The organism is Acinetobacter sp. G11 (assembly GCF_049808495.1).
GTDB lineage: Bacteria > Pseudomonadota > Gammaproteobacteria > Pseudomonadales > Moraxellaceae > Acinetobacter > Acinetobacter kookii.
Window position 1 is genome coordinate 12,588 of record NZ_JBNCAT010000032.1, and the last position, 18,329, is coordinate 30,916.

Below are 18,329 nucleotides of genomic sequence, written 5' to 3' on the forward strand. Positions count from 1 at the left end.
GGGAGAAAAATAATGAGGGTATGAACAATTATGAAAGAATTCCATTTTATGCTTTTTATTTTTTGATTATTCTACGGGATTACGTTTCCAGGACGTAAAGTATTTTTCCAGACCAATTAAAATATAGTTAAACGATAGACCGACCAGAGTAATCACCAAAATACCGACAAACATTTGCGGAATTTCAAAACTGAATTGTGAATACATAATCAGATAACCCAGACCCGCTTTGGCCCCGAACATTTCCACTGCCACCAAAGCCAGGATCGAGATCGCACCCGCCAGCCGGATGCCGACAAAAATCGTAGGAACAGAAGCAGGTAAAATCACTTTGCGGAACAGTTGATGCGGTTTTAAACCCATGGTTCGTGCCGATTTAATCAAGAGCGGATCGACCGTTTGCACGCCGGTAATGGTGTTTAAAAGAATCGGCCAGGTGCAGGCATAAACCAGTAAGCTGATTTTGGATGCTTCACCAATACCCAGAAACAGGATAAATAAAGGCATTAAAGCCAAGGCTGTAGTATTACGGAACAGTTCCAGTAATGGATTGAGGGTTTCTGCCACCAGTTTATACCAGCCGATCACCAAACCCAGTGGAATGGCAATGGCTAAGGCCAGAGCAAAACCAATGATTGAACGCTGAATACTGGCAAAGAAATGCGTGCCCAATTGACCGTTTTGATAGAGCTGCCAGGCCGTTTCCAACACAGTGGATAATGGCGGTAAAAATGCCGGGCTGACCACACCTGTTCGGGGTAATATTTCCCAAAGCAATAAAAATAATAGGATGGCGATACTGCGCTTAAAAATGGTGTTCAGCCAGCTGAGTTCCAGACGTGGTTTTGACGGGCTATAGGTCGGGCTATGTGAAATAGCCTGTTGAGTCGATGGCATGATGAATATTCCTCAATTTTATTTATGCGTGAGCAAGCTGTTTATCTTTTTCGAGTGCTTGCGCCTTAATCACTTCTTCGCTTAAAAGCGACCAGATTTGATGACGAATTTTGCCGTATTCAGCCGTTGAACGGATGTCCTCATCTTTGGCTTTCAGGCTGGCTGGAATGTCGATGATCTCCTTAATCCGCCCCGGTCGAGAAGTCATAATCGCCACGCGCTGGCTCAGGAAAATCGCTTCATCGATACTATGCGTGATGAAAACGATGGTTTTTTTAGACGATTGCCAAATCTTGATCAGCTCTTCCTGCAAGGTTTCACGGGTTTGTGCATCCAGTGCGGCGAAAGGTTCATCCATCAGTAGAATTTCAGGCTCATAAGCCAGACTGCGTGCAATGGCCACACGCTGCTTCATTCCACCGGAAAGTTCATTGGGATAATGTTTTTCAAAACCGGACAGCCCCACCAGTTGTAGATAATACTGGGCTTTTTCACGGCGGGTTTTCTTGTCGACACCTTTGGCTTCCAGGCCAAATTCAATATTTTCCAGAGCGGTCAGCCAGGGATATAAGGCATATTGCTGGAAGACGATGCCGCGGTCCAGACCCGGTTGGGTAATCTGTTTACCACTGAGCAGAATCTGCCCCGAAGAGGGCTTGGTCAGCCCGGCAATCAGGTCCAGCAAGGTCGATTTACCGCAGCCACTTGGCCCCACAATCGAGACAAATTCACCTTGCTGAATATCCAGCGTGACATTTTCCACTGCCACAAATTCCGGTTTGTAATTCTTGCTGTTGGGATGGTTCTGTGCAGGAAAAACTTTCCGCACATGATCTAGATTTAAAGCACTGGTCATGATTTTATTCCTTATATTGTCCATTTTTTATAGTGGCGTATGGGTTAAAGTCATTGCTGTACAAGGTTTTTACATTGAGCTGATTGGCTTTGAGTTTCTGTTCACTTACCAGCGCATTGACCCAAGGCTCGAAGTCTGCATCTTTTTGTACGCCGCCAATTTCAGCGACACCCGTGCCGGTATAAAACGGAATCAGCACTTTGGTTTCATTGCGCTGACGCTTATCAATGATGCTTTCCATACGCGCAATAATTTGTTCTTTAGGCGTGTGATGTAGCCACTCTTGGGCACGTGCCACGCCATTCACAAAAGTTTTGGCAATTTCTGGATGCTGTTGAATAAAATCATGTCGCATCGCATAACTGCCTGCAGTAAATGCTCCATACAATTCAATATCTTTAAAGATTGGACGCACGCCGCCTGTTTTCAGGGCGCGTTTTTCCAAAATGCCCGAGAACACGGCAATATCAATTTGTCCATTACGCAGTGCCTGTTCGGTACTCACTGGCGGCAACACAATCAGTTCCACTTCACGGATTTCTTCCGGGGTTAATCCATGACGTGCCAAATAATCTTTAACCACAAACTCGTAGTGTGCACCAAAGGCATTCACCGCAACTTTTTTGCCAATGAAATCGCGTGCTTTACGGATCGGACTGTTTTCAAGCACATAAAAACCCACATTCATTTCCGCATCACTGCCATAGGAGGCCACCACAGGAACCACATCCAGCCCTGCAGCGATGACTTTCACCATAGCCCCATTAAAGGCTGAGGCAAAATCGACATCGCCAGCAACCAGAGTGAGTAAATCTTGTGGCCCCCCTTGCACCGTACCGACATAGTCCAATTTAATCTTGCCGAAATAACCCAGATCCTGTGCCAGTTCCGGCAAAGACACTAAGCCCGGATAACTTTGATAACGTAAAGTGGGAGTGGCTTTCGCATTTTGTGGTTCCACCTGCTGGCTACTACAACCCGCAATAATGCTGGCACTGACCGTTACAGCTGCTAAGGCTTTTTGCCAAAATTTAGGAAGTATTTTCATTATTATTTGCTCCTATACACGTTGCTGCCAGCGCAGCACTTTGCTTTCAATACGGGTCAGCGCTGCATTTAGAATCACACCGATGATGCCGATGCTGAACATGCCTAAAATGATCAGAGATACGTTGAACTGTTCCCGCCCGCGGATCACCAGGTTACCCAGACCGACCCCGTAATTCGCCAATAGAAATTCTGAACCCACGGTCGCCAGCCAGGCGAAAATCAAACCGAGTTGCAGACCGACAAAAATCTGCGGACTGGCTGCCGGTAAAATCAGCTTGCGGTAGGTATACAGTTTCGGAAATTGATAGACTTTTGCGACTTCACTGTATTTCGCGCTGATGCTGCTCACGCCTTCCAGGCTATGCAGTGCCACGGGATAAAATACCGAAAGGCTGATAAACAGGATTTTTGCGCCGTTGCCATAACCTAAAAAGGTTGAAATTAAAGGCAACCATGCAAACAGTGAGACCTGACGTAATACGTTAAAGCCGGGTGCAAATAACCAGTTGATCCAGCGTGTGGTGCCTAAGGCCACACCGAAAGCAACACCCAGACTGGCGCCAATGACATAACCCGCAAAATTACGGCTTAAGCTCGCCGCAAAACCCTGCCAGAATTCGGCTTGGCTAAAGCTCTGGATTGCACTGCTGAATACCGTGAGGGGAGATGGAATCAATTTGGCATCCAGCCACTGTAAGGCGGAAGCTGTCGCCCAAAGTGCAATAAATACCAAGGGTAAAATCAAGGCTTGTAGCACTTTAATGCTTTTTTCCACAGCTGGATTTACACGGATAGCTGACTTTTCAAGACTGAGTTCTGACATGATTAACCCCCTACCCGTGTTGCATAAAAACGAGCAAGGCTTTCAAAGGCAGCCAACACGCTGTCCAGAACAAAGCCCGTAATGCCAATGAAAATGATGCCCATAAACACAATATCCAGCTGCATCAACTGGCGGCCCCAGACCATCAGGAAACCAATTCCTTCACTACTGGCCAAAAGTTCAACAAAAACCAAGGCCAACCAGGCCTGCATCACGCCTTGGCGTAAGCCGCTAATGATGGCAGGCAAGCTTGCAGGCAAGATCACCTGGGAAAATGTCTGGAACTTGGAAAACTGGTAAACCTGCGCCACTTCAATGAAACGCTTCGGAACCTGCTGAATGCCTTTAAAGGTTGCGATCAGCACCGGAGATACCACAGCCAAAGAAATGGCCACAATTTTTAAAGCTTCATCAATACCTAAAAAAATCATCAGCAGTGGAATCCAGCCAATAATCGGAAACTGGGTCAGGAGCTGAATCGTCGGCAAGACAAAGCGCTGTGCACGTTGCGACAATGCAAACCAGACTCCGAGACCGAGTCCCAAGCTCACCCCTAAAGCCACACTCCAGAAAATGCGTTTTGTACTGACCAGGAAATGAAATTGCAGATCACCTGACTGCCAGAGTTCAACCGTTGTACTCCAGACCAGCTGCGGTGCCGGTAAAATCTGTTCCGGCAACCATTGGCGTAAGGTGGCCACATACCAGAGTCCCAGCAGCAGCACGGGTACAAGCAGACCACAAGCCAATTGCAAGGTTACACTCAGGTACTTCTTAAAAAATCCAAATGCACTACGGTAACTTTGCCACTGTACCGAATGTGCGGTTACATTCGTAAGGCTCATGATTCTTGTCCTTCTGCTATATGTTTTGAACCATCAGGTTTTAAAAAAGAAATAAATGCCTGATCTCGCAAGATCAGTAAAATTAATGCCAGAAATGCCAGACCAATCGGGAAAAACAGGTTTTGCAGACCGACGCTGGCACCCAATGCTGCTCCCAGAAATCCGCCAAACAAGCCGCCGGTTGGTCCAACCAGGGCTAAAATTGGGGAGATTTTTGCCATTGCCGTTTGTTCACCCACTTTGGCAAAGGACATGAAATTTGCGATATGCAGCATGCCCAGACCGAGTCCCAACATCAGCGATGCAGGCCACATCCAGAGCGTGACCGGTGTCAATGCCAAAATTAGTAAGGCGCTACTGATCAGGCCTAATCCGATCAAGTAAAATTTCTGGTATCCCACCAGTTCCGCCAAGCCACCCAGGGTAAAAAGTGAACCGACAAAAATGATGCCTTGTGTGGTGAGCAACATCACCGCCATAGATTCCGGTAAAGAGAAACTCTGGATCGCAATCACCACAATAAAAAAGCCAAAATAGTTATTCGCGACACTGCTTAAAAATTCCAGAGCGCAAATCACCCGTAATGGCGCATGGGTTTTCAGCAAGGCCAGTGGTGCAACCACGTCTCGCCATTGAAAACTCGGCGTACTTTGAGTGTGTTGATGAACCTTTTGAAAGCAAAACGGGGCAAAAAATAATGTGCCCAAAAATAGCAATGCCACGCAGTAAAAACTGCCGCCATAACCAAAATGCTCGATCAGCAATACACTTAAAGCAGGAGCAATCAGGAAGAATCCCATCATGTGTGAACCACGGAACCAGCCGGCTTTGGCTGGCCCTAATCGCTTCAGATTGCTTAAAAACACGGTATTGATGGAGACAAAGCGCATCGGCAAAAAGCAGCTCACCAGTGCGGTTAAGATCATCAGATACCAGGCATTGGCGTGTAAGGGGGTAAGAAAATACAATACGGCCCCCACTACACTGCCGATGCTAAATACCTTCAATGAACCTAAACGCTGTACCAGAACGCCAATCGGCAAGGCCATCAATAAAATGCCAATGTTTTGTGCTGCCGAGATCAAACCGAGTTGCAGTTCAGATGCGTTCAGGTGTACGGCATAAAGTGAAATCAGGACCCGTGCCACCCCTACGCCCAAACCGGCAATAATCGTGAGCAGCACAAAACTGCTCATAAATTTTGCGGTCAGCGGAGTGGTCACAACATTGCTTTCAATGGGATTCATAACCAGGTCCTGAATTATTTCGGCTGACCGTTGGCATTAAATGCACGCCAATAGTTCTGCAAATTCAGTTCTTTTAAAGCATTGTTTAAATACTTGGGTTCGTACCAGGTTTTGGTATCCACATCACGGCGGATGAGTCTTGCGTCTTTGGCAATTTTTAATGCGCTGTCAATCTGTGCACGATGAAACTCATCCAGTAATGGCGAAGTACGGTCTTTCAGGTTCCAGCCATCCCAGGTTTTTTGATAGTCGACCAGTGGAATACCGCTTTGTGACCACAGCTTATACTGGGTGACACGGTTGGCTTCTTCAGAGCTCCATTTCGCCTGTTTGATCAGCGTGGTAACGACACGCTGCGTCACTTCCGGGTACTGTTTTTCAAAACTTTCGGTTACCCAAAAATGTGCCAGTGGGGCAACTTTCGGATCTTTAATTTCAATTAAGGTCTTGGCGACTCCACGTGAAACCAGACTAAAGGGTGACGTAATCGCGGCATCAATATCTCCGGTGGCCAGTGCTGTACGCGCAGAGTAAGCGTCTTGTGAAATCACGCGTAAATCACGCTCAGTAAAGCCATATTTAGCCAGAACACGGTTAAAAACGATCTGTTGGTTTGTCCCTTTAAAGATTGAAAATTTCTTGCCCTTTAAGTCTGCAAATGACTTGGCATTTGAACCCGCAGGAACGACCACATAGGTTGGACCAAAGCGACCGGTTGAAAACAGAACCTTGGTTTTAAGACCCGTTGAACGACCCACCAATGACGGCAAGTCCCCATGTAAAGCAAAATCGACTTTACCGTTGGCTAAGGCTTCATTGGTGGCAGGCCCTGCACCCGGAAAGAATAACCACTTCACCGCAATGCCATCTTTCTTAAATTCCTGTTCCAACACACCACGTAAATGCGCTGAAGCAACAAAGCTCCCGCCTGTTTTTGGCTTACCGCCTTCACCGGCACCCGACATAGAAATGCGGATTTCTTTCGGATTGGCTGCATGGATGTGTAAACTTAGACCGAATGCGGAGAGGGCTAGAAATGTGGCCGCAATTTTTTTAGAAAAAAGTTTCATTAAATCTGTTCCTTAACAATCAAAATTAAAAGGTGTACTGGAATTGCGCCTGCAATTCGTTGGTGTCTTTTTGGGTTGCAGTCTCAATGTCATAGATGTAGTGATTGAGCTGTAACTGGAATTTGGTGGTCTGCGCAAAAAACAGGTTTAGGCCGAGTGAGTGAATATCATATTCACCTACACGGCCACTTGCGCTATCGAGATAATCTTGCTGATTTTTATTCGGGTTATAGCTGTCGTAACGGTAGTAACCCTGAACCGATTTCGGCCAGAAATCATCAAACTTGGCATTGGATTTAATGCTGTTATAGAACTGGTCACCCAAGGTATAGAACGCTGTTACGGTATGACCTTCTGCTTTGGCTTCTTTTATGGCAGCTACAGTCGTGTCGATGTAATCGGTTTTGCCTTGCAAATATTCATAAGTCACGCCAAACGGTGCATGGTTGTAATACAGGTCAAAACCGAGACGGTCACGTTTGGCCTGGTTATCGCTAATACCAGAGCCGGATAATTTTGCTTCACCTTTAATATAGGAAGCGCCAAATTTCAGCTCACGAAGCCAGCTGGCATAATCGACAGGCAAGGTAAAGGCCACGCGACCGATATAGTCTTTGCTGTTGTTGTCATCGGCTTTGTTGCTGCCATTGCCATTGGTCACCCCAAGTGCATATTCAAATAAAGGCGCACGGTAGTTCGCGCCATAGTCCACAAAGGGCTTGGCATCGCCACGGACAATGAAACCGTTTTGACGGGTAAACAGCCCCAAATACGTCGGTGCAGATGCGGTACTGATAGTGGGGCGCAAGTCTTCCGGAGACTGCACATCCAGACCAAATGGCAAGAGCTGTTGACCCAAAGTCAGGTTCAGCCTGGGAACTTCTGCACCGCCATTGGTGGAAAATACGTGATAGCGCAGGTAAGCATCCAGCAAGTTAAAGTTACTGTTGTTGCTGCCATCATTACGTTTTGAATAGCCAAAAGAGGCCTGGTAATCGAGGTTTTTGCCTTCGTTATAATCTTTAAACAAGTTACCGCGCACGCCCAGCAATGCCGTACCCACATCGAAGCTCGATTTAGGCGTATTGGGTGCAGTGTTATTGTCCTGCACATTGGCACGCAGTTGCACCGTACCGAATAAAGTCGTATCACGGGTCGACTTTACGGTTTGGCGTTCGTACTGACGCGACTGGTCGTATTTATAGTTTTCAATATCGGTTCTTAAACCTTCAATGTCGTCGGATGTTGCAGGGGTTGCTTCCGCCGTTAGGGCTTCTTCACCAGTTTCGCTGTCTTGAGCCGTCAACTCTTCGCTGTTATCTGCATTTACAACCGGCGGTTTTTTTGTGGTTGTTGAGCTTTGTGCTTCCACTACATTCAAACGCTGCTGCAAAACTTCAATCTGCTGTTTAAGTCCCTCCAATTGCTTGTTGAGAGTGGCATCCTGGGCAAAGCTAAAACTCGATGTGGTCGTCAGAATCAATCCAATCGCAACAGTTAAACTCGTCTTTCTCATTGTTACATTCACTTCATCTATTATTTAAAAAACAAAATTTCCCCTACCCCATGCCAGAGGCATGAGGTTGTTTCAATTTCCTGAGTAGTTAGGTTTAAGCGGCCTGGTTATTTTTCAGTTTGTGTTCAACCTGCGTACCTTTGAAGAAGTCCGGATTGTTCGCGGTATAGAACTGGTATGGGTTGGTGAACACCAAGGCCTTGAAGTCTTCTGCCGTAATGGCACCTTCTTGCACCAAGTCCCAAGTTTCTGCCAAGGGCTCGGTTAATTCAGGCACATCCCAATGGCCTGAATCGGATGAGTACAAAGCATTAATTTTTTGACCAAATGGATTACCTTTGGGATTCAATGCACCCACGATGGTGCGGTCGTCTGCTTCATTGCCAAAGTAGAAATTCGGTACCCAACGATCCCAGATGTCCTGTTTCGTCTGGATTTTGGCCAAGGCAAAATCATTAATTTCTTCAGGTTTTTGCGCCTGGAAACGTGAAGTCGATGCCACACCAAACAAGCTTTCAATGATTTCCTGCTCATTCAGTTCGCGACCTTGATACAAGGTATGGCCATATTGACGATAGAGCTCTATTGCCAATTCACGGTTTAAACGTTCAGGGTTGTACTGTTGCACATGCTCATTACCGCGTTTTTCAAAACGGTCAACCAGATGCGTCAACACGTTTTGACCCCATGCTGCGCCTGCTTCTAGCAAGGCAATACGAAGCTGTGGAATACGCTCAGTCACGCCACCAAAGAACAGGGCTTTGGCCAAGGCTTCAGAGGCATCGGCAAAGTGGTTAATGTGGTTAAACATGTAGTTGCTTGGCGAGTTGCGTGCTACCCAGCTTTGGCTGCCCGAATGGGTCGACAGGTTTATGCCCAAATCCACGCTCTTTTGCCAGAACGGGTCGTAGTCATATTCACTGTCGATACCGAAGAAATCCAACCAATAGGCATAACGACGCAGATCGCTATCTTCGGGATATTTCTCTGCGACGGCTTGAATTGGACGACGGACTGCTCCCGGAATTAACGCTGTTTTTAGACCGAGCTTTTGGGCAAATTCAAGCTCTTCAATGCCTTCTTGTGGGGTATTCAGTGGAATCGCAGCCACTGGGGTTAAACGGTCGGCATAGGGTTTATAAATATCCGCATGGAAATGGTTAATCGCACGGGTTAAAGACAAACGTAAATCGTCATTGGATGAATTGATTGGGAACAAAGCCAGGTTTGGATACAGCACGGCATAGTCTGTTCCGAGTTCTTCTAAACGCTCATACAATAGCCCCGGCAAAGCAACCGTGGCCAAATCATAGGTATTTTCTGAAGGCAATGCCCAAAATGGTGGGCGGAACAAACGACGGTTTTTACGTTCTTCTGGGCTGGCGTTGTACCACTCTGCCGCCAAAGCATTTAAACCGTTACTTTTTAAATGGCTACGGAACACATCCACCACACGTGAACCCCCGTACTGCGCAATATAGTCTTCAAGTGCAGGACTGTAGGCATTGGTATGAATGTCCGTATCAATCACTGGAAAATCGAGCTGAGAACGCACTTGAGCAGCACGCGATTGTTTTGCCTTTAAATCTTTTAAAATTGTCATGAGGTTTACCTAATTTCTTATCATTACACCTCCCTGTTATTACAACAAGCGTGCCAACAATTTAAGTTATTGTTTTATATGTTTTTATTAAAAGAATCCCGAGTATTTCTGTTGCTTTTGCATCGATTTTCCTGTTGATATTTCAACACCTGCTTATATCAATTCAGCTATAAATGCGCTTTCATTTTCTATTTTATGAATAAAGAACTTCTGCATAGATCACTGCTCTGATGCAAATTTCAGCCATAAAAAAAACCCGCAATTTGCGGGTTTTTAACAGCCTATTGTTTTAAGCAGATTTTTTGCCTTTATTGCTTAATTTGGTGGCAAATGCTGTGACACGCTGATAACCGGTCGGTAAAATGCGCTGGATTAAATCCAGGGTTTTGGCATCGTTGCCAATCAGCAGACGGCGCTTGTCTTTTTGCACAGCTTCAATAATTTGGCGGGCAGCCTCTTCAGGCGGACAACGCAATAATTTGTTAAAAGACCTGGCCGATTTTTCCGGATGCATGCCCAAAGTTCGAATACTGTCATTCATTTTTGCCGCATTGGCAATATTGGTCCGGATGCCGCCCGGATGCACACAGAGTGCACTCACGCCACAATTTTCCAGGTCCAGTTCCTGACGCAGCGATTCGGTAAAACCACGTACCGCAAACTTGGTGGCATTATAGGCAGACTGAGTCGGCTGGGCCGTTAGACCAAACAGGCTGGAAATATTGATAACATGCCCTTCACCCGATTGCTTGATTAAAGGCAGGAATTCCTTGGTCCCATACACCACGCCCCAGAAATTAATATTCACAATCCATTCCAGTTCTTCATAACTCGCCCCTTCCACCGTTGAGCCTAAGGCTACACCGGCATTGTTAAAAATCATGTTGACCGAGCCATGGTCCTGAACGGTTTCAGCAGCCCAGTCACGCACTTCTTCCAGTTTGGCCACATTGACTTTTTTCGTGGTCACACGGACATGACTGTCTTTGACCAGTTCAACTGTTTTTGCCAAACCCTGTTCATTGACATCACTCAAGGACAAATGACAGCCCTGCTGCGCCAAAAGTACGGCCAATTGCTGCCCAATACCCGACCCCGCACCGGTAATGGCTGCGACTTTATTTTTAAAATTTTTCATGAGCTATCCTTATTCAGTTTTCTGCCTCATCCAGCTAAACATCTCGATTGTTTTTCTGTCTGGAAGATTGCAGTTCATCCATCCAATATAATTTTGACAATAATCATTGTCAATATAATATATCGTCGATCCATCCCTGCTGGAAAATCTGCGGCTTTGTTTTACACATAGGTCTGGAGATAAATTATTGTTAATATAAGGCAAAACCTCGATTTCATTTGGCACACCACATTTATGACTGAACAGCACAAAAATTTCGAAGAAAATCAAAATAAACCGGCAAAAACCAAAGAACGTCAATTTAAAGGCCTGTCTTTAAGCGAACGTAAACAGGCGCGTCGTGAAAAACTGATTGAAGCCGGGATTGAAGCCTATGGTACGCATGGTTTTTTTGCAGTGACTGTGAAAGATATTTGCAATGAAGCCAAACTGACCGAACGCTATTTCTATGAATCCTTTAAGAAAAGTGATGAACTGTTTCAGACCATCTTTTTAAAGCTGATTGACCAGTTGCAGCACAATGTCATGCAGGCCATTATGCAGGCTTCGACCGATCCCAAGAAAATGATCGAAGCCGGTCTCACTGCCCTGCTCACCACCTTAAAAGACAATCCACGCATGGCGCGGATTATCTATATCGATGCCATGCTGGTGCAGGAACTGCATAACCAGGCCACCATCCATGAAACTATGCTGCGTTTTGACCGCATGATTCATGCTTTTGTGATGCTGATGATGCCCAACATTAACCGCTCTGAACGTGAAATTTCGATGATCTCGACCGGCTTGAATGGCTATGTCACCCAAATTGCCATTCGCTGGGTCGTCAGTGGTTTTAAACCCTCAATGGAGGAGGTTCTCTCTTCTTGCAGTGTGGTTTTTTTAGCGCTGCTCGATACTTTTTCAGAAAAAGAAAAAATATGATTTAAGCGCGGCGACTTTCACAAAACCGTAAAAAATGCTCAACGCCTTGAATTTAATATATTTATCTAACTGATTTATTTTAAATTCTTGATTGTATCTTATTAAAATTGTGACAATTTTTTGCGAAATCCAGCCGAACTACCTATTCTGCAATGATACTGTCATAATTAATCTTTGTAATAAGCCTGTCATAAATATAAAACGGTCCACCGTTTACGTGAAATAGGGTATTGCGCTGTGAAAGATGACTATATATTAATCGTCGATGATGAGCTCCCGATCCGGGAAATGATCCATACCTCGCTGGATATGGCGGGCTTCCAATGCCTACAGGCTGAAGATGCCAAGCAGGCCCACCAGATGATTGTGGATCAACGCCCTGTGCTTATTCTACTCGACTGGATGTTACCTGGTGGTGTCAGCGGTGTAGACCTGTGCCGCCGTCTGAAACGCGATGAAACCCTATCAGAAATTCCCGTGATCATGCTCACTGCCCGCGCTGAAGAAGACCATAAAGTACAAGGTCTGGATGCCGGTGCAGATGACTACATGACCAAACCGTTTTCCACCCGTGAACTGGTTTCCCGCATTAAGGCCGTGTTACGTCGTGCCAATGCCCTAAGCGGTGAAAAAACCATTGATGCCAATGGTCTGGTGCTCGACCCTGTCAGCCAGCGGGTCAGTCATGGTCCGAATATTTTAGAAATGGGACCTACGGAATACCGTCTATTGGCCTTTTTCATGACGCATCCGGAACGTGCCTATACCCGAGCTCAATTGCTGGATCAGGTCTGGGGTGGTAACGTATATATTGAAGACCGTACCATTGACGTTCATATCCGCCGTTTGCGTAAAGTGCTGGAACCGTTTGGCGCAGACCGTTATGTACAGACGGTTCGTGGTACAGGTTACCGTTTTTCTACCCGCGCAGATGTCGCTCTAGGTTAGTCATCGTTTAGGTCAATTGTGTTTTATGTATGAACCCTACCCCGTCCCGGAACTTGCACGAGAACATAAACAGTTTCGTTACAGCAGTTTATGGACTTTTGCCAAGCAAGATTTACGCCTGCTCGCCTTTTTATTGCTGATTGCAGGTTTAATCGGTTTAGGGATTGGCTATTTCTGGATTTTTATTCTCATTGCCTTTGCAGTGTTTTTTGCCTTGCAGTTACGTTCGCTGTATCTGGTCAATGAATGGATTTCCAACCGTCCTTATGATGTGCCGCCCAGTTTAAACGGCATCTGGGGAGCCTTGCTGTTTAATGTCTACCGTTCGCAGCGTCAGGAACGTATTGTTCAGGCAGAAATGGTCGGTCTGATTGACCGGGCGCAATCATCACTGGTGGCGCTGGCCGAAGCGGTGGTGCTGATTGATGAAATGCACCAAATTGAATGGTGGAATCCGGCCGCAGAAAAATTACTCGGTATTCAACCGCTGGATCGCGGTCGCAATATTTTAACCATTCTGCGCCAACCCAGTTTTATTGAATATTTTAACCATATTGACGAGGCACCCGATGGCCTGAAAATGAAATCTTCAGCCTTTGAAGACCATTATGTACAGGTCAAGATGACCCGCTTTGGTGGAGAAAGCCGCCTATTGGTCGCTTATGACGTGACCCGCATGCATAACCTGGAACAGATGCGCACAGATTTTGTCGACAATATTTCCCATGAATTACGTACGCCGCTTACCGTACTCAGCGGTTATATTGAAACCTTTACCGACCAGGAAGATTTAAACCCGCGCTGGAAACGCGCCTTCGACCAGATGCAGGCGCAAACCAAGCGCATGAATGCCTTGGTGAATGATTTACTGTTATTGTCGCGTTTGGAAAATGACAAAAAGATCGCGAAGAACCAGATTATTGAAATGCCCAGCCTGATGAACCAGCTGTTTGATGACGCACAAGCCTACAATGTCGACTATCACCATGCGCTCAATCTCGACATTGACAGCCATTGCGACCTGATCGGTTCCGAAACTGAACTGGCGAGTGCCTTTAGCAACCTGATTACCAATGCCATTAAGTACACCCCTAAAGGTGGAACCATCACCATGGGCTGGCATGATGACGGTGAACACGGCATCTTTACCGTTCAGGATACCGGCATCGGAATTGATCCCAAACATTTGCCACGTTTAACCGAACGTTTCTATCGGGTCGATAGCGCCCGTAGCCGTCAAACCGGTGGCACCGGTTTGGGTTTAGCCATTGTAAAACATGTGCTGATGCAACACGGTGCACATCTGGAAATTGAATCGAAAGAGAATGAAGGCTCGACCTTTAAAGTCATTTTCCCTAAAGAGCGCCTGTACAAACCCTGCTAGACCTGCCTGTTTTACCCTCCGATTAAAGCACAGTCCACCTGCCTGTATTAAGTCAGGCCTTGTTCTTTGAACCTGGCTCGCTGAAAGGCAGGACGTTCCTCAAGACGTTTCAGATACTGGGCGATATGCGGATATGAACCGGAGGTTCTGGACTGAATGGCATCCAGCGGAAACCACATCTGAATATCAGCAAAAGAAAATGATCCGGCAAAATATTCATGCCTGGATAAGTAATCTTCCAGGTAAGCAATATGGTCTTTTAAACGCGGATGAATAAATTCTGCCTTCACCCCAGCAGTAATTTTATGTGCGACCGGCTTAATCAGCCAAGGCACATGTTTGGGCACGTTGCTCATCACCAGTTGCATCACCAGTAACGGCATCAATGAACCTTCGGCATAGTGCATCCAGTAGCGGTATTGTTGCTGATCTTTTTTGGCCTGGGGTTTAAATTTCTGCGCTGTATCATAGCTTTCCTGCAAATATTGCAAAATCACAGCCGATTCAACAATGGTTTGATCCTCATCGGTCAAGATCGGTGCTTTAGCCAAAGGATGAACCAGCTTTAATTCAGGTGGTGCAGCCAACGTAGGTAGACGTTTATAAAACTTGACCTGATAATCTTGAGCCAGTTCTTCTAAAGCCCATAAAATTCGAAAAGAACGGGATTGATCTAAATGATGCAGTGTAATCATTATTTTTTGACCTCTATTTTTATATTTCAATCATGACCGATCTGCTTGAAAAATGACATTCTGCTTTGCACACAATGTCATGGCTATCGGATCATGGATTTAAAGCAGAACCGTGTTAATGTCCAGACTGCGTAACAGTGTCTTGGTGACGGGCGTTTTACTGCTGATGTCTAAAAGTTTTTGTTTCAGTTCATCCGGTAAAGGCTGTGCAAAAGACAAACGACGCTCAATCCATTCTTTGCCTTCTTTATTGGCATTAAAATCGGCTTCTACAGAAAATTGGCCAAGCTCAATGCCTTTATGACTGGCATACATGCGCAAGGTAATCATGGTGCAAGAAACCAGACCGGAACAAATAAAATCATAAGGTGCAGGGCCCTGGTCCTGCCCGCCAAAGGATTCGGGTTTATCCGTCATAAACTGGTGTTTTCCACTTGTCACCTTACCTGACCAGGGTTCAGCCAGGCTCTGTACTTCTGCATTTGCAATAATGGCCATATTCAAACATCCTGAATTTTATTGTTATTTTGAAGCACGCATTTTATCGGGGAATGCGGGTGCTTCCAGACGGGGTCCCGGATAGTCAGGAATGGTACCAAAACGGTCATCCTGATTAATCCAGTGGTCACGGGCTTGGCAAAGCTCTTCCTGAGTCCGCCCGACAAAGTTCCACCACAGTAATATTGGTGACTCGAAAGGTTCTCCCCCCAACAGCAGGACACGACTGCCTTTATGCAACCGGATTTCAATCTCCGTCATGCCTGGTTCTAGCACGACCATATTGTCGTCTGTCAGCTCATGACCGTTGACTTCAGCAGCCCCCTCCAGCGCCATAAAGCCATATTCAAATTCCGGATTCAATTGAATTCGGGTGGTTGTGGACTCCTGTGCGGTTAAATCTACACCCAGCAATTCGCTATGTACTGCAACCGGGGACCGGGTTTGCAAAAACTCCCCCACCAGTACGGTAAATTCAACCTGATCTCTTTCCACTACCGGCAGTTCGGGATAATGATCAAAACGCGGTGCCATATTGATCTTGTCATCCGGCAAGGCAATCCAGAGCTGGGCTGCATGCATATGGGTTTCGGTTTCCGGTGCCACTTCGGTATGGGAAATTCCATACCCTGCAGTCATTAAATTGACCTGTTTGGGACGAATCAGCTGTTTGGTCCCCAGGCTGTCGGTATGCATCATGGTGCCTTCAATCATCCAGGTAAAAGTCTGCAAGCCAATATGCGGATGGGGTCCGACATCTAATCCGTCACCTTGGGGAAAAACCACTGGACCGGCATGATCCAGAAAGCACCATGCCCCAATTAAACGCTTGTGCCGGCTGGGCAAGGCACGCTTAATCACGGTACCTTGTCCAATTTCCGCACTACGCAAAGGAAACTCCTGAATAAACCGGTTTACATATTTTTCACAATCGTCCGAATTGGAAAGCTCCGTATAGCTGCTATTGGTCATATGCCTATCCCTGAATTTCATGAACGTGACTGTTTTTGACAGTTTTTAATCTATTGTCATCAATCATATAGATTCTTCGTCATTCAGCCTATAGTTAAGTTAATACAGTGAATACCATGGATAGGACAATATTATTTTTGAAATTTTCTTCATAAAACAAGGTTTAAACGCGATAAATTATTGACTATTTTTACCCTATTCATATGAATTTTATAGGAAAAAAATTTTTTGTCACAATTATAGCAACGACTTACCGAGTCTTCTGTATACAGATATTTTTCCTCAGCATACTATTTCCCTCTGACCAGTCTTGCTATAGAAGAGGATAATCATGTCCCAAGGACAGCAGGAAAATGCTCATTGCCCCGAAAATCAAGAACATAACCATATTGGGGACAATGAAGATAAATATTCAAATATCGGAACTGCCATTTTACCGAAGCGGCTGTGTACGCTTGACAATAAAAAATTGATCAAACAACAATTAGAGCATCCTACAACCCGTATTCCGGAGCAGTTTCAACAATATTATCTGGACTATCAAAATAAGCACCAGCGCCAATTTTTGAAATGCGTCAATCTTATTGGTCAGCTGACGTTTTTAAGTTATTTCTTTGTCGACTGGGTTTTATTATCGGACATTGGCATGCTGTCCGGTATTGCACGGCTCAGTCTTGTCATTTTTGCCTTATTGGTCAACTGGCTGGCTTTCCGCTACTGCAAAAATATTAAAGTTCTGGACAGCCTGCTGCCGGCTTCTGTTGCAGCTGCAGCTGCAATCTGGCTTGAACTGCTGTATCTGTCGCATAGTCCCTTTGTGAGTACCTATCTCTACGCCAGCATCATTTTTATTTTATTGGGCAATTTATGCGTACAGGTGTCTTTTCGTAATTCCATTTTTAGTTCCCTGCTGATTAGCGCGGTAATTTTTAATGGCGTATTCAGGTTGGTCAGCGTCCAGGAACTAATTTTATTTTCACTCATTTACGCGCCGGTTTTATTGCTCAGCATGTATATCAGCTGGAATAACACCTTGAATTCGAAACGTAATTTTTTGCGGGTGTTACTCAATGACTGGAACTATTACACCTTAACTGAAATGGCGCATACGGATGAACTGACCCAGCTGTATAACCGCCGACAATTTTTGCAACTGGCCGAACAGAACATACAGCAATGGCCCAAATATAATTTAACCTGTCTATTGATGTTTGATATCGATTTTTTTAAGAATATTAATGATACCTATGGCCATGATGTGGGGGATGAAGTGCTGCGGGTACTGGCTGATATTACCCGCCGGGAAATGCGTCATAGCGATGTACTGGCCCGTTTTGGCGGTGAAGAATTTATTGCCTTGCTGCCCGATACTACACTGGAAGATGCGATGAACATTGCCAACCGCTTATGCCGAAAAATTGAAAGCCATCAAATTTGTGTGAAAGATAAATGCTTCTTTAATTTCAGTGTGTCGATTGGAGTATCCCAACTGCAGCCGAATCAAAGTGATTTAAACCTGCTGATTAAAAACGCCGATATTGCCCTCTATCAAGCCAAGAAAAATGGACGCAATCAGGTGGCGATTTATACCCATGAATAATTAAAAATTATCCTCATCAAAACGGTCTTGGTCTATTTTATAAATGAAAACTGCGCTCGACTTACATACTCAAGCCGAATTTAGTGGCTCAAAATATTTATTCCTATTCTTCAAAGATTAATTTTTTAAAATATAAAAAAGAGCGCCTAAGCGCCACTACTGTCCCACAGTTTACTTTAAATAAAAAAAACCTGAGTCTAAATAGTTAAAATATGAGTGCAAACAAACACTTTAACTATAAAGGACTCAGGTTTTGTCACATC

Annotated in this window: 17 protein-coding genes; 4 read left to right on the forward strand and 13 right to left on the reverse strand. The window is 45.4% G+C overall.

From position 1 onward, the window contains the following. Window positions 1-66: 66 nt before the first annotated feature. The 10 genes from ACPUEY_RS11400 to ACPUEY_RS11445 form a co-directional block, all read right to left on the reverse strand. The gene (locus tag ACPUEY_RS11400; protein ID WP_425122163.1) at window positions 67-897 is read right to left on the reverse strand and encodes an ABC transporter permease; all 831 of its coding nucleotides are present in this window, start codon (window positions 895-897) and stop codon (window positions 67-69) included. A 22-nt stretch (window positions 898-919) separates the two neighbouring features. Continuing rightward, window positions 920-1,753, reverse strand: coding sequence for an ABC transporter ATP-binding protein (locus ACPUEY_RS11405; RefSeq protein WP_425122164.1), 834 nt, complete (start codon window positions 1,751-1,753; stop codon window positions 920-922). Between the two features lie 4 nt (window positions 1,754-1,757). Next, window positions 1,758-2,801, reverse strand: a complete 1,044-nt coding sequence (locus ACPUEY_RS11410; protein WP_425122165.1) for an ABC transporter substrate-binding protein — start codon at window positions 2,799-2,801, stop codon at window positions 1,758-1,760. 12 nt (window positions 2,802-2,813) lie between these two features. Then, window positions 2,814-3,626, reverse strand: a complete 813-nt coding sequence (locus tag ACPUEY_RS11415; protein WP_425122167.1) for an ABC transporter permease — start codon at window positions 3,624-3,626, stop codon at window positions 2,814-2,816. 2 nt (window positions 3,627-3,628) lie between these two features. Then, on the reverse strand, window positions 3,629-4,471 hold the full coding sequence (locus tag ACPUEY_RS11420; RefSeq protein WP_425122168.1) for an ABC transporter permease: 843 nt from the start codon (window positions 4,469-4,471) through the stop codon (window positions 3,629-3,631). After that, a complete protein-coding gene (locus ACPUEY_RS11425; protein ID WP_425122169.1) occupies window positions 4,468-5,718 on the reverse strand; it encodes an MFS transporter in 1,251 nt (416 codons plus the stop codon). The genes ACPUEY_RS11420 and ACPUEY_RS11425 overlap by 4 nt, the downstream gene beginning before the upstream one ends. A gap of 14 nt (window positions 5,719-5,732) precedes the next feature. Further along, window positions 5,733-6,788 (reverse strand): ABC transporter substrate-binding protein, encoded by a 1,056-nt coding sequence (locus ACPUEY_RS11430; protein WP_261182636.1) that lies wholly within the window; start codon window positions 6,786-6,788, stop codon window positions 5,733-5,735. A gap of 25 nt (window positions 6,789-6,813) precedes the next feature. Next, window positions 6,814-8,304 (reverse strand): DUF3138 domain-containing protein, encoded by a 1,491-nt coding sequence (locus tag ACPUEY_RS11435; protein WP_425122170.1) that lies wholly within the window; start codon window positions 8,302-8,304, stop codon window positions 6,814-6,816. A gap of 94 nt (window positions 8,305-8,398) precedes the next feature. Then, a complete protein-coding gene (locus ACPUEY_RS11440) occupies window positions 8,399-9,907 on the reverse strand; it encodes an amidohydrolase family protein (RefSeq protein WP_425122171.1) in 1,509 nt (502 codons plus the stop codon). Window positions 9,908-10,196: 289 nt separating this feature from the next. Next, window positions 10,197-11,045 carry an SDR family NAD(P)-dependent oxidoreductase gene (locus ACPUEY_RS11445; RefSeq protein WP_425122172.1) on the reverse strand — a complete coding sequence of 283 codons (849 nt, stop codon included), beginning with the start codon at window positions 11,043-11,045 and terminating at the stop codon, window positions 10,197-10,199. Window positions 11,046-11,279: 234 nt separating this feature from the next. Between ACPUEY_RS11445 and ACPUEY_RS11450 the strand changes: the two genes are divergently transcribed. The 3 genes from ACPUEY_RS11450 to phoR all read left to right on the forward strand — a co-directional run bounded on the left by ACPUEY_RS11450 (window position 11,280) and on the right by phoR (window position 14,301). Next, window positions 11,280-11,969 (forward strand): TetR/AcrR family transcriptional regulator, encoded by a 690-nt coding sequence (locus tag ACPUEY_RS11450; protein ID WP_425122173.1) that lies wholly within the window; start codon window positions 11,280-11,282, stop codon window positions 11,967-11,969. Between the two features lie 237 nt (window positions 11,970-12,206). Beyond that, window positions 12,207-12,917, forward strand: a complete 711-nt coding sequence (gene phoB / locus ACPUEY_RS11455; protein ID WP_092820044.1) for a phosphate regulon transcriptional regulator PhoB — start codon at window positions 12,207-12,209, stop codon at window positions 12,915-12,917. Between the two features lie 25 nt (window positions 12,918-12,942). Then, window positions 12,943-14,301 (forward strand): phosphate regulon sensor histidine kinase PhoR, encoded by a 1,359-nt coding sequence (gene phoR / locus ACPUEY_RS11460; RefSeq protein WP_425122174.1) that lies wholly within the window; start codon window positions 12,943-12,945, stop codon window positions 14,299-14,301. Window positions 14,302-14,348: 47 nt separating this feature from the next. On the opposite strand, the gene ACPUEY_RS11465 is transcribed toward phoR, so the two are convergent. The 3 genes from ACPUEY_RS11465 to ACPUEY_RS11475 all read right to left on the reverse strand — a co-directional run bounded on the left by ACPUEY_RS11465 (window position 14,349) and on the right by ACPUEY_RS11475 (window position 16,466). Beyond that, window positions 14,349-14,996 carry a glutathione S-transferase gene (locus ACPUEY_RS11465; protein ID WP_425122176.1) on the reverse strand — a complete coding sequence of 216 codons (648 nt, stop codon included), beginning with the start codon at window positions 14,994-14,996 and terminating at the stop codon, window positions 14,349-14,351. A 99-nt stretch (window positions 14,997-15,095) separates the two neighbouring features. Then, the gene (locus tag ACPUEY_RS11470; protein ID WP_425122177.1) at window positions 15,096-15,494 is read right to left on the reverse strand and encodes an OsmC family protein; all 399 of its coding nucleotides are present in this window, start codon (window positions 15,492-15,494) and stop codon (window positions 15,096-15,098) included. Between the two features lie 24 nt (window positions 15,495-15,518). After that, window positions 15,519-16,466, reverse strand: coding sequence for a pirin family protein (locus ACPUEY_RS11475; protein ID WP_425122178.1), 948 nt, complete (start codon window positions 16,464-16,466; stop codon window positions 15,519-15,521). Window positions 16,467-16,797: 331 nt separating this feature from the next. Between ACPUEY_RS11475 and ACPUEY_RS11480 the strand changes: the two genes are divergently transcribed. Next, window positions 16,798-18,066 (forward strand): GGDEF domain-containing protein, encoded by a 1,269-nt coding sequence (locus tag ACPUEY_RS11480; protein ID WP_425122179.1) that lies wholly within the window; start codon window positions 16,798-16,800, stop codon window positions 18,064-18,066. The last annotated feature ends 263 nt before the right edge of the window (window positions 18,067-18,329 follow it).